Annotated in this window: 12 protein-coding genes; 3 read left to right on the forward strand and 9 right to left on the reverse strand. The window is 66.4% G+C overall.

Features of this window, described 5'->3' with window-relative positions; all coding sequences use genetic code 11:
• Position 1: 1 nt before the first annotated feature.
• The gene (locus tag KYC_RS11085; RefSeq protein WP_085945446.1) at positions 2–979 is read right to left on the reverse strand and encodes an RluA family pseudouridine synthase; all 978 of its coding nucleotides are present in this window, start codon (positions 977–979) and stop codon (positions 2–4) included.
• Between the two features lie 507 nt (positions 980–1,486).
• On the opposite strand from KYC_RS11085, the gene KYC_RS11090 reads away from it, so the two are divergent.
• The gene (locus tag KYC_RS11090) at positions 1,487–4,540 is read left to right on the forward strand and encodes an Rne/Rng family ribonuclease (RefSeq protein WP_008162027.1); all 3,054 of its coding nucleotides are present in this window, start codon (positions 1,487–1,489) and stop codon (positions 4,538–4,540) included.
• Between the two features lie 138 nt (positions 4,541–4,678).
• On the opposite strand, the gene KYC_RS11095 is transcribed toward KYC_RS11090, so the two are convergent.
• Positions 4,679–5,575, reverse strand: a complete 897-nt coding sequence (locus tag KYC_RS11095; protein ID WP_008162028.1) for a LysR family transcriptional regulator — start codon at positions 5,573–5,575, stop codon at positions 4,679–4,681.
• A gap of 164 nt (positions 5,576–5,739) precedes the next feature.
• Here KYC_RS11095 and KYC_RS11100 point away from each other — a divergent pair, with 164 nt between their 5' ends.
• Positions 5,740–6,675 carry a dihydrodipicolinate synthase family protein gene (locus tag KYC_RS11100; protein WP_008162029.1) on the forward strand — a complete coding sequence of 312 codons (936 nt, stop codon included), beginning with the start codon at positions 5,740–5,742 and terminating at the stop codon, positions 6,673–6,675.
• A gap of 68 nt (positions 6,676–6,743) precedes the next feature.
• Here KYC_RS11100 and KYC_RS11105 read toward each other — a convergent pair whose 3' ends face one another.
• From KYC_RS11105 to argE, 7 genes are all read right to left on the reverse strand, one after another.
• Complete coding sequence (locus KYC_RS11105) at positions 6,744–8,291, reverse strand: UxaA family hydrolase (RefSeq protein WP_008162030.1); 1,548 nt, start codon at positions 8,289–8,291, stop codon at positions 6,744–6,746.
• A 63-nt stretch (positions 8,292–8,354) separates the two neighbouring features.
• Positions 8,355–9,362 carry a tripartite tricarboxylate transporter substrate binding protein gene (locus KYC_RS11110; RefSeq protein WP_008162031.1) on the reverse strand — a complete coding sequence of 336 codons (1,008 nt, stop codon included), beginning with the start codon at positions 9,360–9,362 and terminating at the stop codon, positions 8,355–8,357.
• A gap of 292 nt (positions 9,363–9,654) precedes the next feature.
• Positions 9,655–10,203 (reverse strand): acyloxyacyl hydrolase, encoded by a 549-nt coding sequence (locus KYC_RS11115; protein ID WP_008162032.1) that lies wholly within the window; start codon positions 10,201–10,203, stop codon positions 9,655–9,657.
• Between the two features lie 262 nt (positions 10,204–10,465).
• Positions 10,466–11,341 carry an acetyl-CoA carboxylase, carboxyltransferase subunit beta gene (accD, locus tag KYC_RS11120; RefSeq protein ID WP_008162034.1) on the reverse strand — a complete coding sequence of 292 codons (876 nt, stop codon included), beginning with the start codon at positions 11,339–11,341 and terminating at the stop codon, positions 10,466–10,468.
• A gap of 36 nt (positions 11,342–11,377) precedes the next feature.
• Positions 11,378–12,241 (reverse strand): tryptophan synthase subunit alpha, encoded by an 864-nt coding sequence (trpA, locus tag KYC_RS11125; protein ID WP_008162036.1) that lies wholly within the window; start codon positions 12,239–12,241, stop codon positions 11,378–11,380.
• 4 nt (positions 12,242–12,245) lie between these two features.
• A complete protein-coding gene (gene trpB / locus KYC_RS11130; protein WP_008162038.1) occupies positions 12,246–13,445 on the reverse strand; it encodes a tryptophan synthase subunit beta in 1,200 nt (399 codons plus the stop codon).
• A 123-nt stretch (positions 13,446–13,568) separates the two neighbouring features.
• Positions 13,569–14,720 (reverse strand): acetylornithine deacetylase, encoded by a 1,152-nt coding sequence (argE, locus tag KYC_RS11135; protein WP_008162046.1) that lies wholly within the window; start codon positions 14,718–14,720, stop codon positions 13,569–13,571.
• A 118-nt stretch (positions 14,721–14,838) separates the two neighbouring features.
• On the opposite strand from argE, the gene KYC_RS11140 reads away from it, so the two are divergent.
• The gene (locus tag KYC_RS11140) at positions 14,839–16,152 is read left to right on the forward strand and encodes an MFS transporter (protein ID WP_008162047.1); all 1,314 of its coding nucleotides are present in this window, start codon (positions 14,839–14,841) and stop codon (positions 16,150–16,152) included.
• Positions 16,153–16,212: the final 60 nt, after the last annotated feature.

The raw sequence follows: 16,212 nt of genomic DNA on the forward strand, positions 1-16,212 counted from the left end.
ATCAGACAGACTCCAGTGATTTCAGAATATTCCGGCAAGCTGGCGGCAGCTCGGCGGTAAGGGTCATGACCTCGCCCGTAAGGGGGTGAGGCAGGGTCAGGCTGTGGGCGTGCAGGAACATCCGGCCGAACCCCTGGCGCGCGAATTGCGCGCGCACGTCGTCGCTGCCGTATTTGTCGTCACCCACGATGGGAAAGCCGCTGGCGGCCAGATGCACCCGGATCTGGTGGGTGCGCCCGGTGCGCAGCTCCGCGTCGACCAGACTGTAACCGCCAAACCGCTGCTTGAGCGTGACAATGGTATGCGCGGCCTGGCCGTCCCGGTCGACCTTGACGCGGCGCTCGCCGGTCTGCGTGGTCCATTTGGACAGCGGCAGCTTGATGTGCTGGCGGTCATTGACCCAATCGCCCTCGACCAGCGCCAGATAGTGCTTGTCGCTCCTGCCTTCGCGCAGCATCGCGTGCAGCTCCAGCAGCGCGCTGCGCTTCTTGGCCACCATCAGCAGCCCGGAGGTCTCGCGGTCCAACCGGTGGACCAGTTCCAGGAACTTGGCCTGCGGCCGGGCGGCGCGCAGTTGTTCGATCACGCCGAACGACACGCCGCTGCCGCCGTGGACCGCCACGCCGGCGGGCTTGTCCACCACCAGCATGGCGTCGTCTTCAAAGACAATGGGAAATTCCGCCCCGGGGACCGGCTTGGGCTTGCCGGGATCGGGCAGACGCAGCGGCGGAATGCGGACGACATCCCCTTCCGCGACGCGGTAGTCGGCCGAGATGCGTCCCTTGTTTACACGCACCTCGCCGCCGCGGATGGCCTTGTAGATGTGCGTTTTGGGGACGCCCTTGCACAGCCGCATGAGGTAGTTATCCAGGCGCTGGCCGGCGTGTTCGGCACCCACTTCGACCATGCGGACGGCGGGGGCTGCTTTAGAGGCGGATTCAGGGGAGGAAGTTTCTTTGCGCATTGCGGAAAGCGACATATAATCGGGACAGCCTTAAGGGGCTGAACTAGCCGCCTGGCGTAGAGATGCAACCAACACGCAACTCCGTCGAGCGCGCGGGCCGCCATTGTACTGCCTGCTCATTCAACCCCTGGGTCTCTTGGTCGCCGGCGCAACCGCGCCCTGCGGGATAGTGGTGTGGCATTCATTTTGCCCGCTGTCCCAGCAGGTCCGTTGCATGCCGCAAGCGGCTCTGAAGCACTGCAAGAATCGTCGCATATTTAAAGCACCAGCTGCGCGTAGGCAACCAATCCGACCGCAGCTGCCGTTCACAGCACAACTCCGTCAAACCACATTCAGTGAAGCTGACCCTCCTGCTGACAGAACCCCGTGCCGCACGGCACGACGTGCCCGCCTGACCCGCGGCGGATACGCCTGGGCGCCGCCCAGGTACGGTCCGCATTTCTTGCCCGCTTCAGCCGCAGCCCGAGTGGCCCGAGGTCACGCGCCGATATCGGCGCGTCATGACAACGGAGAAACCCTCTCATGAAGCGCATGCTGTTCAATGCGACGCATCAGGAAGAATTACGCGTCGCTATCGTCGATGGGCAAAAACTCATCGACCTTGACATCGAGACTGCCGGCCGCGAACAACGCAAAGGCAACATCTACAAAGGTGTCATCACCCGGATCGAACCCGGCCTCGAAGCTTGCTTCGTCAACTACGGCGAAGACCGCCACGGCTTTCTGCCCTTCAAGGAAGTTGCCCGCAGCTTCTTCAAGGAAGGCGTGGATGTCCGCAGCGCCCGCATCCAGGACGCCCTGCGCGAAGGCCAGGAACTGATCGTCCAGGTTGAAAAGGAAGAGCGCGGCAACAAGGGCGCCGCCCTGACCACGTTCATCTCGCTGGCCGGCCGCTACCTGGTCCTGATGCCCAACAACCCCCGCGGCGGTGGCGTTTCGCGCCGCGTCGAGGGCGAGGACCGCCAGGAACTGCGCGACACCATGGAGCAGCTTGAACTGCCCCAGGGAATGAGCATCATCGCCCGCACCGCGGGCATCGGCCGCAACGTCGAAGAACTCCAGTGGGACCTGTCCTACCTGTTGCAGCTCTGGACCGCCATCGACGGCGCCGCGCGCGACAATTCCGCGCCCATCCTGATCTATCTGGAATCCAGCCTGGTCATCCGGGCCATCCGCGATTATTTCTCGCCCGAAATCGGCGAGATCCTGATTGATACCGACGAAATCGCCGACCAGGCCACCGCCTTCATGAGCGTGGTGATGCCGGACAACGTCCAGCGCGTCAAGCGCTACCGCGACGACATCCCGCTGTTCTCGCGCTTCCAGATCGAACACCAGATCGAAACGGCCTATTCGCGCACCGTGCAGCTGCCTTCGGGCGGCGCCATCGTGATCGACCACACCGAAGCGCTGGTTTCCGTCGACGTCAACTCCGCCCGCTCCACCCGCGGCGCCGACATCGAAGAGACCGCGCTGCGCACCAACTCCGAAGCCGCCGACGAAGTGGCCCGCCAATTGCGCTTGCGCGACCTGGGCGGCCTGATCGTCATCGACTTCATCGACATGGAAGACAGCAAGAACCAGCGCGCCGTCGAACAGCGCCTGCGCGATGCCCTCCATTTCGACCGCGCCCGCGTGCAGATGGGCAAGATCTCGCGCTTCGGCCTGATGGAACTGTCGCGCCAGCGCCTGCGTCCGGCCCTGAACGAAGGCTCGCACATCACCTGCCCGCGCTGCAACGGCACCGGCGTGATCCGCGACGCCGAGTCCAGCGCCCTGCACGTGCTGCGCCTGCTGCAGGAAGAGGCCATGAAGGAGAACACCGCGGCGGTCCACGCCCAGGTGCCGGTCGACGTGGCCACCTACCTGCTGAACGAAAAGCGCTCCGACATCACCAAGATGGAGGCCCGCCTCAAGGTCAACCTGATGCTGATCCCCAACAAGCATCTGGAAACGCCGCACCACCACATCGAGCGCCTGCGCCACGACGACCCGCGCCTGGAAGAAGTGAAGACCAGCTTCGAACTGGTTGAAGCGCCCGCCACCGATGCGCCCTGGCAACCGCGCGAAAGCGAAGTCAAGGCCCGTCCGGAAGCGCTGGTCAAGGGCATCACCCCCTCGCAGCCCGCTCCGGTCTCGACGCCTGCGGCCCCGGCCGCAGCGCCCGCGGCTCCCGCCGCGCCCGTCGGCCTGTTCAAGCGCCTGTTCGGCTGGCTGACCGGCAGCGCCGAGCCCGCCAAGCCCGCAGCCCCCGCCGCCACGGAAGAAGGCGCCAAGCGTCCCGCCTCCAGCCGCGGCAAGGGCCGCAGCGGCCACGATGGCCAGGAACGCCGCGGCGAGCGCCACGGTTCTGACCGCAATCGCAATCGTCGCGGCGAATCCCGCGGCGAAGGCGCCGAGGGCAGCGAAGGCGGCCGCCACCACGTTCGCGGCAACCGCCGCGCCGAAGGCGAACGCGGCGATCGCCGCAACGAAGGCCGCGCCGAGCGCGACACGCAGGCCGTCCAGGCATCCCTGGCGTCCAATCGTCCCGAGCAGGCAGTGGAGCTCAACGGCGAAGACGCTGGCGCCGGTCGCAACCGCCGCCGCGGCCGCGGCCGCAACCGCCGCGAGGAAGGCCAGTCCGACGCCCCGATGAGCGAACAGGAAAGCATGGTCGCGGCTCTGGCCCAGACCGTCGCCACCGCGCTGCCTGAAACCAAGGCTTCCGCTGAACCCGTCCAGGATGCCGCCGACGCTGTCGAACAGACCGCCGATGCGATTCCGGGCGCTGAAGGCGCCGAAGGCGCGGCCGATCCTGAGCGCAAGCGCCGCCGCCGCCGCAGCCGCCGCGGCCGCCGCAGCCAGGAAGAAGCAGGCCTGGCCGGCAGCGACGAACAGCAGGAAGACGGCTCGGACGACGCCGGCGAACAGCAAGCCGAAGGCGTAGCCGCCCAGGGCGAGCAATCCGCCGAGCAGGCCGAAGCCGCCAAGCCGCAAGCTGCCCCGACTCCCGTCCAGCAGGCTGAAGCCGCGCCGGCGCAACAGATTGAAGCCGCCCAGGCCCAACCCCAGCCCGTCCAAGCGGCCGCGCAGCCGGTCCAGACCCAGGAAGCGCCGGCCGAGCAGGCCGAAGCCGTCAAGGCCGAGCCCGTGCAAGCCGCGGCAGCGCCCGTCGCCCAGCCTGTGCAGACCGCCGCTCCCGAAGCGACCCAGCCGGTCGCCGTGGAACCCGCCAGCGTGGCTTCCGTTCCGGCGGAACCGGTGCAGGCGGCTGCGGAAACCCCTGCCGTCGAACCCGTGGTCGCGGCCCCCGTGCAAGCGGCTTCGGTCGCCCCGTCGCCCGCCCCCGTGGCGCCGGCCAGCGCGCAACAGCCCATCGTGGTGCCCGCGAGCGTGCCCGCTGCCAAGGCCCAGGCGCTGCATGACGTGGTGAACGCCGCCGGCCTGCAGTGGGTGGAAACCGATCCTGAACGCCATGCGCAGACGCAACTGCGTATCGCCGCCGCCCACACGCCGGTCCGCCTGGGCCGCGAGCGCAAGCCCGTGGCCGCCGTTTCCAACGAGCCGCTGGTTCAGGTCGAAACGCGCCACTAAGCCGCAAGCCCGAAAGGGCTTCGGCCCGGCAGCACACCGCGCCCCGCAAGCTGGATTTCGATCCGGCTTGCGGGGCGTTTTTCATGGCGCGGCCGAACGCCATCGCCCCGCCACCTGCGCGGGACCCATGCCCGGGACTCAGTCCGCGTCTGCCCGCTGCTCGGGCAGGTTCAACGCGCGGCCGGCCTCTTCCACAAAGGCTTCCGCCAGCGCCGAATGCGGCATGTGCCGCGCCCACAGAATGCCCATCCGGCGCAGCGGCGCGCGCCCCGGAAGCAACACGCGCTTGACGCGCCGGCTGTCCAGCCAGTCCGGGGCCCAGTCCGGCACCAGCGACACGCCCAGCCCTTCTGACACCATGCAGGCGATCCCCATCAAGCCGTCGACCTCCAGTCGCTCGCGCGGCGTGATGCCGTGCTGCCGCAGGTACTGGTCCGCCAGGCGACCGCCCCAGACATTGCGGTCGTAGCGGATGAAGGGCTGCGTGCTCATGAGCTCGTGTGCATCGTTGCTTGCGGTGCCCGGCGGCGCCAACACCACCAGCGGCTCCTCGGTCACCAGTCTCCAGGCCAGACCCTTCGACAGGCTGAACTGAGGTTTTACGATGAACGCGGCATCCAGATCCCCGTTGATCACGCGGTGATACAGGTGATTGGATGTCCCGGGCTCCATGAACACGGCCAGTTTGGGCAGGCGCCGGTACAGGCGCGCCAGCACGACCGGCATGATGCCGGTCAGCGCCGACGCCGACACGCCCAGACGCAATTCACCCAGGGGCGCGTCGTCCGTCGCGCTGGCGCGCAGGTCGCGCACTTCGCGCAACACGGAGCGCGCCCGCTCCAGGACCTTGAGGCCCGCTTCGGTCGCCTTGACGCTGCGGCCCACCCGTTTGACGAGCGTGGCGCCCAGTTCTTCTTCGAGCGTGCGCACTCGCGCCGCGATGGCGGCGGGCGTCAGGTCCAGCCGCCGCGCCGCCTCGGCCAGCGATCCGCTCTCGATCACCGACACGAAGCTCTGCACATACCGGGTATCCATGGTCTCCCCCTCTTCTGGTGCGAGGCCTGAACCGTGGCAAACCACAATAATTTTATGGATTGAACACATTAAACAGCAGATGTTCATTGGCGTGGCCAGTGCCAGAATCTCAGGAGCCGGCGCCGCGGCGCGCCGCTTCCATTTCATCCACCCGAGTAGAGATCATGACGACCCAAGCCCGCATTCCCGGCGTTTTTTCTCCGGTCCTGACGCCGTTCGACGAGCGCCATCGCCCAGCCCTGGGCCGTTACGTAAAGCACTGCCGCTGGCTGCGCGAACAATCGGTCGGGCTGGCCATCTTCGGCACCAATTCGGAAGCCAGCTCGCTTTCGCTTACAGAAAAGCACAGTCTGCTGGATGCGCTGCTGGAAGCCGGCGTGGAGCCCGAGGCGCTGATGCCCGGCACGGGCGCCTGCGCGCTTCCCGATGCCATTGCGCTGACCCGGCACGCGGTGCGCGCCGGCAGCATGGGCGTGCTGGTCCTGCCGCCCTTCTACTACAAAGGGGTCAGCGACGAAGGGCTGTTCCGCTACTACGCCGAGCTGATCGAAGGCGTCGGCGACGACCAGCTGCGCATGTACCTGTACCACATCCCGCCCGTGAGTCAGGTGCCGTTAGGCCTGGACCTGATCGGCCGCCTGCTGGATCGTTACCCCCGCATCGTCGCAGGCGTCAAGGACAGCGGCGGCGACTGGAACAACACCGCGGCCATGATCGAACGCTTTGGACCCCGCGGATTCCAGGTCTATGCGGGTAGCGAGGCCTTCCTGCTGCAAACTCTGCGTGCGGGCGGCGTGGGCTGCATCACGGCCACCGGCAACGTCAATCCAAGTCCGATCGTCGCGCTGCAGCAGCGCTGGCGGGAGACCGACGCCGACGCCCTGCAGGCCGGCCTGAACGCGACACGCGGGGTGTTCCAGCAGTTCCCGATGATTCCCGCCATGAAGGCCGCCATCGCCTGGAAATCTGGCGACGCCGCCTGGGCGACGGTGCGTCCGCCGCTGGTCGAACTGGATGCCGCGCAATCCGCGGCGCTGAGGGCCGCGCTGGAAGGCAACGGCTTTGACATGCCCGGCGCGGCCGCGCTGGCGGACGCCTGACACGTTCCGCTCCGTTCCCCGCGGCCGATCGCCGATGACTGGCCGCAGGGAACGGGGCTGCCCCGCGCTCAGCTGACGACGCCGATATTCCAGGGCACGAATTCGTGGTCGCCCAGGCCCAGCAATTCGCTCTTGCTGCGCTCGCCGGAGGCCACCCGCAGGATCGTCTCGAAGATGCGCTGCGCCACTTCCTGCAGGGTGGCGGCGCCATCCAGGATGTCTCCGCAGTTCACGTCCATGTCTTCGGTCAGCCTCTGGTACATCGGCGTATTGGTCGCCAGCTTGAGCGAGGGCACCGGCTTGGCGCCGAACATCGACCCTCGACCGGTCGTAAAGCAGATCATGTTGGCGCCGCCCGCGATCTGTCCTGTCGCCGACACGGGGTCGAATCCGGGCGTATCCATGAACACCATGCCCGGCTGGCGCACCGGCTCGGCGTAGCGGTACACCTGCATCAATCCCGTCGTGCCGCCCTTCATCGAGGAACCGAGCGATTTCTCGAAGATGTTGGCCAGGCCGCCCATCTGGTTGCCGGGACTGACCTTGCCGTTGATCTGCACGTCGCGCCCGGGCGAGTATTCCTCCTTCCACCAGCGGATGCGCTGCACCAGCTTTTCACCCACCTCGCGGCTGCGCGCCCGCGACGTCAGCGTGTGCTCGACGCCGTAGATTTCCGGCGTCTCGGACAGGATGGCCGTGCCGCCATGGCGCACCAGGATATCCATGGCCGCGCCCAGCGCCGGGTTGGCGGTGATCGACGAAAAGCCATCGGATCCGCCACATTGCAGGCCAATCGTAAGATGCCGCGCGGGCACGGGCTCGCGCGTAACCTCATTGGCTTCGGGCAGCATGGCCTTGACCGCGGCAATGCCGGCCTCGATGGTTTTGCGCGTGCCGCCGGTCTCCTGCATGATGAAGGTCTGCAGCCGCGCGCCTGCTTCCAGCCCCTGGTCCTTGAGCAAGGCATCCAGCTGGTTGCGTTCACAGCCCAGGCCGACGATCAGCACGCCGGCAAAGTTCGCGTGACAGGCGTATCCGCCCATGGTCCGGCGCAGCAGGTCCATGGGCTCGCCCGACATCTCCATGCCGCAGCCCATGCCGTGGCTCAGCGCCACGACCCCGTCCACGTTCGGATAGGCCGTCATCAGGTCCGGCGTGAACGCGGCGGCAATGCGGTGCACCACCGTCGCCGAGCAATTGACCGTGGCCATGATGCCGATGTAGTTGCGCGTGCCCACCTGCCCGTTGGCGCGCACGATCCCCTGGAACCGTGCCTGCTCCGATTCGGGCAGGACGGACGTCGGCACATAGTCGCGGGCGTGCGCGTAATCGCGGTCGAATTCCTGGAAATCCATGTTGTGCGAATGCACGTAGGTGCCGGCCGGAATGTCCGCGGCCGCAAAGCCAATGCAGACGTTGTATTTCAGGACGGGCTCGCCGGCGCGCAGATCCCGCGCCGCGATCTTGTGGCCGGCCGGAACCTGGCTGCGGCTGACCAGGCCCTCGGAGGGTACTGCCGTGCCGATGCCGATGGGCACCCGCGCCACCACGACATTGTCCGCGGAATGCAGCCGGATGACGGGGCCGGCGGCGCGCTTTTCGGTGAAGTCGATCATTTGCTTGTCTCGGAAAGGATAAGGGAACGTCCCGCCGGGACGCACCCGGGCGGCGGGTCTGCGCTATTCGGGCTTGATGCCGATATCGCGGATCAGCACGGACCAGCGCGGCAATTCCGCGCCCACGAAGCGAGTGAAGGCGGCGGAATCGCTGCCGACGATGGTGAAACCCTGTTCGCCCAGCTTGGCCTGCATGTCGCCCTGGTCCAGCGCCGTGCGGATCGAGCGCGACAGCTTATCGACCACGGGCCTCGGCGTATTGGCCGGCGCAAAGACGCCGTACCAGGTCGACACCTCGAAGTCCTTGAATCCGGATTCGGCCAGGGTGGGAATCTGCGGCGCCTTCGGATCCCGCTTCAGGCTGGTAATGGCCAGCGGCCGGAGCTTGCCGGAACTGATGTGGGGCAGCGCCACGGGCAGATTGGCGAACATGTAGGGAACGTGTCCCCCCAGCACGTCGGCGATGGCCGCCGACTCGCCCTTGTAGGGCACGTGCGTCACCTTCGTGCCCACTTTGTGCGCGTAGAGTTCACCGGCAATGTGCTGCGGTCCGCCCTGCCCGGACGACGCGTAGCTCAACGTGCCGTCGCCGGACTTACGGATGTGATCGGTGAGCTCCTGCACGGTTCTGGCGTTGACCAGGGCGGGATTGACCACCAGGATCAAGGGCATGGTGACGACCTGCGACACCGGCGCGAAGTCCTTCTCGGGCTTGAACGGTAGCGTCGGAAACAGCGAGGGCGCCACCACCATGGTGGACTGCGAGCCCAGGAACAACGAATAGCCATCGGCGGGCGACCGGGCCACGTTGTCGGCCGCGATCGTGCCCGTGGCGCCGGCGCGATTCTCGATCACGACCTGCTGCCCCAGGCTTTCGGCCATCTTGGCGCCGACAAGACGGGCCACGATGTCTGCGCCGCCGCCTGGGGCAAAGCCCACGACCATGCGCAGCGGTTTGTTCGGGAATTCCTCGGCCATGACGGCGGAAGCGGCGCCGGACAGGGCCAGGGCCAGGCCGATTGCAGTTGCCATGCGCGCCATCGGACGCGCGTGCGTACAGGGGTTGTTCATTTGACTGTCTCCGTTTGCCGTCGTCGCGGACGCCCGAAGCCCGCGCGCGACGCGGTCCGGAGCCCTGCGGCGGCTCATTGTGTGTGTGGTGTGACGCCAAGGCATTCTGGCCATTGCACTCCACACCAACAAGTACGTGGACACGCCGTCAGAACATAATATTTTTATGGTGTGCGTCGACCCAGCCTGGAACCGGGCGCAAAAAAAATCCACCCCGGGGGGGTGGATTCGAGTGATTCGCCCGGGCCGCGGGTCCTCGGCAGCGAGGACCGCAACGCAGCGCGCGGCGGGATCAGAACTGGTAGGTGTAGGTAAGCTGTACGACATCCAGACCCGGGTTCGGGCGCTTGATGCTGGCGTTCGAGAAGTGCGAGTAGCGCACGCCGATGCGATTGTTCGGCGTCAGCAGAAAGCCCAGGCCAACATGGTCGCCGAACTGGAATGCCGTGCTGATGTTCTCGTTGGCGAAGCGCGTGCTGGAGAACAGGGTGGCGCCGATGCCGGCCTCGATGTAGAAGCGTTCGCCGGTCCACCAGCGGAACATCGGGATGGCGCTGAATTGCCAGACGTGGCCCGGCGAGCGCGAGCCATCGGCCTGCCAGTACGAGGCGCCGAATTCCGGCGTCAGGTCCAGCCGGCCCCAGTTGCCGCCAAAGTTATAGGTCCAGAGCGAGGCCGTTTCGTAATTCAGCGTCAGGCGCTTGTAGTGGTCGCCAATGCCGTAGTGCAGGCTTACGCCGCCCTGCGTGCCCTCGGACGACTGGGCGCTTGCGATGGTGGCGGCCCCTGCCAGGGCCAGGCCGGCAAGGCGCGTAAGCATTTTCTTCTTCGTCGACTGCATTGGAAACTCCATGTATTTCCGGACTAACGGGGAACCATAGCAAACTCCGGATCAGCTGGCTTGATTCATGTCGCAATAAGGCAACAAATTCGCCTGAAAAACACTGTTCCGAAAACCGTGCGATTCAACGCGCCGGAGCGCCGCGCCGGTGTTAGCAAGCTGCATGCCCGCCAGACAAGAATGCCGTCGGCAACCCTGGGCGGCCGACGGCATCCGAGGCGGCCGGCGGGCGGTGATCCACCGCGCCGGCGCACACGCAAGATCAGGCAGTAACCACGTCCGCGGGCTGATTGTTCAGGAGGGCCAGCAGGCGGGCGATTTCCTCGCGCAGCTGACGGCGGTCGACGACCATGTCGATTGCGCCCTTTTGCAGCAGGAACTCGGCGCGCTGGAAGCCTTCCGGCAACTTTTCGCGCACGGTCTGCTCGATGACGCGGGGACCGGCAAAGCCAATCAGGGCCTTGGGTTCGGCAATGACCACGTCGCCCATGAAGGCGAAGCTGGCCGACACGCCGCCCATGGTGGGGTCGGTCAGGACGCTGATGAACGGCAGGCCGGCCGCCGAAAGGCGGGTCAGCATCGCGTTCGTCTTGGCCATCTGCATGAGCGACAGCAGGCTTTCCTGCATGCGCGCGCCGCCGGAAGCGGCCACGCAGATGAACGGCGTCTTGTTGTCCAGGGCGGCCTGCGCGCCGCGCGCGAAGCGCTCGCCCACGACCGAGCCCATGGAACCGCCCATGAATTCGAATTCAAAGCAGGCCAGCGTGGCCGGAACGCCGCGGATCGAGCCGCTCATTACCACCAGCGCATCGGTCTCGCCCGTTGCCTTGACGGCTTCTTGCAGACGTTCGGGGTACTTGCGGGTGTCCTTGAACTTGAGCGTATCGACCGAACGCGTGGTCTGGCCGATTTCCACGCGGCCTTCCATGTCGAGCAGCGAATCAATGCGGGCGCGAGCCCCGATCCGCATGTGGTGGTCGCATTTGGGGCAGACGTGGAGGTTGGCTGCCAGGTCTTCGCTATACAGCACCGATTCGCACGACGGGCATTTCACCCAAAGGCCTTCGGGAACGCGGCGGGCGCCGCTGTCGCTGGTTTTGTTGATGCGAGGAGGCAGGAGTTTGTCGATCCAGCTCATTGATTTTTCATCCCGGTTGAAGTCGCGCCCAGCCGCTCAGGCCGACGCGTTCTCTCGTTTTACTTGGTCCAGCGCCTGCCGGATGGTCCGCAGCCAGCCGCTGGCGGCGGCAACTGCGGCGTCGTTTTTCTGGTCGGCGGGCGCGTTGGCGGCCGCCTGCTCCATGGTTTCAATCAGTTTGCTGCCGATGACGACCGCATCGGCGGCGCGCGCCACGCGCTGGGCGCTTTCGGCGTCGCGGATGCCGAAGCCCACGCCAACCGGAATGTCGCGCACATGGCGGCGGATCAGGGCCACGCGCTCGGCGACGTCGTCGGTATTGAGCGAGCCCGCGCCGGTCACGCCCTTGAGCGACACGTAATAGACATAGCCGCGCGCCACAGCGGCGACGGCCTTGATGCGTTCTTCCGTGGACGTCGGGGCCAGCAGGAAGATGGGAGCGATGCCGTGCTCGCCAAGCGTGGCGGCGAATTCGACGACTTCTTCCGGGGGATAGTCCACGACCAGCACGCCGTCCACGCCGGCCTGCCCGGCCCGGCGGGCGAATTCAGACTGGCCCATGCGTTCAATCGGGTTGGCGTAGCCCATCAGGACCACCGGGGTGGCGGTGTCGCGCTGGCGGAACTCCGCGACCAGATCGAGCACCCGCGCCAGGCCCACGCCTTGTGCGATGGCGCGGTCGGCGGCGCGCTGAATCACCGGGCCGTCGGCCATCGGGTCGGAAAACGGCACGCCCAGTTCAAGGACGTCGGCGCCGGCGTCGACCAGCGCGTGCATCAGGGGAACGGTGGCGGCAGGGGAAGGATCGCCTGCGGCGATGTAGGGAATCAGGGCCGCGGAGCGGCCGGATTCCGCGGTGCGCGCAAATGCGGCGGCAATGCGATCGGTGCGAGTTGTCATGGTGTTAGAGCTCGATACCGGCACGTTCGGCGACGGTATGCATGTCCTTGTCGCCACGGCCCGACAGATTGACGAGGATCACGGCATCGCGGGCAAGCGTGGGCGCCATCTTCACGGCCTGGGCGATGGCATGGGACGATTCCAGCGCGGGCATGATGCCTTCGATGCGGCAGCAATCGTGGAAGGCCTTCAGGGCTTCGTCGTCGGTGATGCCGACGTATTCGGCGCGGCCCGTATCCTTGAGCCAGGCGTGCTCGGGGCCCACGCCAGGGTAGTCCAGGCCGGCGGAGACCGAATGCGTCTCCTGAACCTGACCGTCGGCGTCCTGCATGACGTAGGTGCGGTTGCCGTGCAGCACGCCGACCTGGCCCGCGGCCAGCGACGCGGCATGCTTGCCGCTGTCCATGCCCTCTCCGGCGGCCTCGACGCCGATCAGGCGCACGTTCTCGTAGGGGATGTAGGGATGGAAGATGCCCATGGCGTTGGAGCCGCCGCCCACCGCCGCCACGACATAGTCGGGCTGGCGGCCGATGGCCTCGGGCATCTGCGTCAGGCATTCATTGCCGATCACGGTCTGGAAGTCGCGCACCATGCGCGGATAGGGGTCGGGCCCCGCCACCGTGCCGATGATGTAGAACGTATTCTCGATGTTGGTGACCCAGTCGCGCATGGCTTCGTTCAGCGCGTCCTTCAGGGTGCGCGAGCCGGAATTGACCGGCACCACCGTCGCGCCCAGCAGCTTCATGCGGTAGACGTTGGAGGCCTGGCGGCGGACGTCTTCGCTGCCCATGTACACCACGCATTCCATGCCGTAGCGGGCCGCGACCGTGGCCGTGGCCACGCCGTGCTGGCCGGCGCCGGTTTCGGCGATGACGCGCGGCTTGCCCATGCGCTTGGCCAGCAGCGCCTGGCCGATGCAGTTGTTCACCTTGTGGGCGCCGGTGTGGTTCAGGTCTTCGCGCTTGAACCAGATCTGGGCGCCGCCCAGGAGGTCGGACCAGCGGCGGGCGTGATACACCGGGCTGGGACGGCCGACGAAATGCTTGAGTTCATAGTTGAACTCTTCCAGGAAGGCGGGGTCGACACGGCAATGGTCATAGGCCGCGCGCAGCTCATCGAGCGCGTGCATGAGCGTTTCCGCCACGAAAACGCCGCCATAAGGCCCGAAATGGCCCTTGTCATCCGGAAAGTCGTAAGGTTTCACCAAGCATTCTCCCCCGGCATCGCGGCAGGCCAGTGCCGGCCGCAAATCCGGTTTGCAACCCGTCATTTTACCTGACGCGGGCGTAGGCGGGGCGGCGCCCGCCTACGGGGCGCCCCCCTGCCCTCAGAGCGACTGCCCCATACGGCGCAGGAAAGTCTCGCAAGCGGCCAGTTGATCCAGGGCCACATATTCGTTGGGCTTGTGGGCCTGTTCGATGTGGCCGGGGCCGCACACTACCGTGGGGATGCCGATGCCCTGGAACAGGCCGGCCTCGGTGCCATACGCGACCTTGCGCGTGGCGCGGTCTTCGGTCAGGGCGCGCACCAGCTGGGTGATGGCCGCTTCTTCCGAGGCCTCCAGGGCGGGCGCCGCGGCGCCGGTTTCGATTTCGATGCTGGCGCCGTCGAATTCGGCCTGCATGCGCGGCAGCAGTTCTTCGCGCACGTATTTTTCGACTTCCGCCTGGATCGCGTCGGGCTGCATCCCCGGCAGATTGCGGAATTCATAGGTGAATTCGCACAGTTCCGGGATGGTGTTGACCGCGATGCCGCCGCGGATCTGGTTGGTCGTCATAGTGGAGAACGGCACATCGTAGAACTGGTCGTACGGGCCGTTGGCCTTGAAGCTGTCGGCCAGGTCGCGGATGCGGCAGATGAGGCGCGCTGCGTACTCGATGGCATTGCAGCCGCGGGGCGTCAGCGACGAATGGGCCGCCTTGCCGTGCACCTTGCAGCGGAAGAGGTTGATACCCTTGTGGGCCACCACCACCTGCATGCCCGTGGGTTCGCCCACCACGCAGCCTTCGGGGCGGATGCCGCGCTCGTGCAGGTCGGCCAGCATGTAGGGCGCCCCCGCGCAGCCGACTTCCTCGTCGTAGGAGAACGCCAGGTGGATGGGCTTCTTGCGCGGCATGGCCAGGAATTCCGGCACCAGGGCCAGCGACCCGGCGATAAAGCCCTTCATGTCGCAGGCGCCGCGCCCATAGAGCAGCCCGTCCTTTTCGACCAGTTTGAACGGATCCGAGCTCCAGTCCTGGCCATCCACGGGCACCACGTCAGTGTGGCCCGACAGGACGATGCCGCCCTGCTGGTTGCCGTCCTGCGCGGGCAGCGTGGCGAACAGATTGGCCTTGGTGCGTTCGGGATTGTGCGCCAGCCATGCGTCGACGCCCTGGCCCTTGAGCCAATCACGGACGGTTTCGATCAGGGCAAGATTGGAATTTCGGCTGGTCGTGTCAAAGCCAACCAGCGTTTCCAGCCAGGTGCGCGCGTTCATGTCACTACTCTCTTGGGGAAAAGACGCAGTGTATCGCCAGGAAGCGGCCGCGTCCCGGGCTGCCTGGCCAACTAGCCTAGAATGGCGCCCGGATTGAAAACACCCCCAAGGAGAAACCGTGCAGCACAAAGCAGTCCCCACGCGCAACATCGTGGCAGCAGTGATAGGCAACGCCCTCGAATGGTATGACTTCCTGGTGTTCGCGTTCATGACGCCCATCATCGCGAAGTTGTTCTTCCCGACGGATCCCAGCATCCCGGGCAGTGAACTGAACGCCATCCTCATGACCACGGCCATCTTCGGCGTCGGGTTCTTCATGCGCCCGGTCGGCGGCATCATCCTGGGCCTGTACGGCGACAGGAAGGGCCGCAAGGCCGCCATGGTGCTGGTGACCTCGCTGATGGCCGTGTCCATCGCGCTGATCACGGTCGCCCCGACCTACCACGCCGCCGGCATCCTGGCGCCCATCTTCATCCTCATCGCGCGCCTGCTCCAGGGCTTCTCGGCGGGCGGCGAGTTCGGCACTTCGACGGCCCTGCTGATCGAAATGGCGCCCAACGGCAAGCGCGGCTTCTACGGATCGTGGCAAATGGCCGGCCAGATGCTCGCGCTGCTGATCGGCGCAGCCTGCGGCACGCTGATCACCGAGTTCTTCACCGAGCAGCAGATCGCCGACTGGGCGTGGCGCCTGCCCTTCGCCCTGGGTCTGGTAATTGTTCCCATCGCGATCTATATCCGCCGCAACGTCGACGAAACCGAAGCCTTCAAGCAGATGAAGGAAGACGACCGCCAGGCTGCCGCACGCGGCGAGGTCAAGCGCATGAGCCTGGGCCAGATGCTCAAGACCCACACGCGCGAGACGCTGATCGGCGTGGGCCTGGTCGTGACGGCCACGGTGTCCATCTACATCACCTTCACCTATCTGGTTACCTACTCGACGCAGATCCTGAAACTGCCGCTGAACCAGACCTTCATGGTGCAGATGGTAGGCGCGGCGCTGATGGTCCTGCTGACGCCGTTCATGGGCGCCTGGTCGGACCGCATCGGCCGCCGCCCCCTCGTGATCGGCTCCCTGATCGGCTACCTGATCGCGCTGTATCCGCTGTATTTCTGGCTGTCGGACGCGCCGTCGATCGGCCGCCTTCTGACCGTGCAGGTCGTGGTCTGCCTCTTCGTGTCGGCCTTCTTCGGCGTGTTCAGCACCGTAATGGCCGAGCTGTTCCCGGCCCGCGTGCGCTCGGTCGGCCTGTCGCTGGCCTACAACGTGGCCGTGATGATCTTCGGCGGGTTCGCGCAGTTCATCGTGACGTGGCTGATCAAGACCACCGGTTCGCCGATGGCCCCAGCCTACTATGTGATGTTCGGCGTGGCCCTGGGCCTGATCGCCGCGTTCTATATGCGCGACCGCGCGCATGAGGACCTGGAGCACTGAGGTCCGGGCCGATCGGCCCATTCCTGCCCGCCCGGCTTCCGGGCGGGGCAGGCCGAACAC

The sequence above is a fragment of the Achromobacter arsenitoxydans SY8 genome (assembly GCF_000236785.1).
Taxonomy (GTDB): domain Bacteria; phylum Pseudomonadota; class Gammaproteobacteria; order Burkholderiales; family Burkholderiaceae_B; genus Achromobacter; species Achromobacter arsenitoxydans.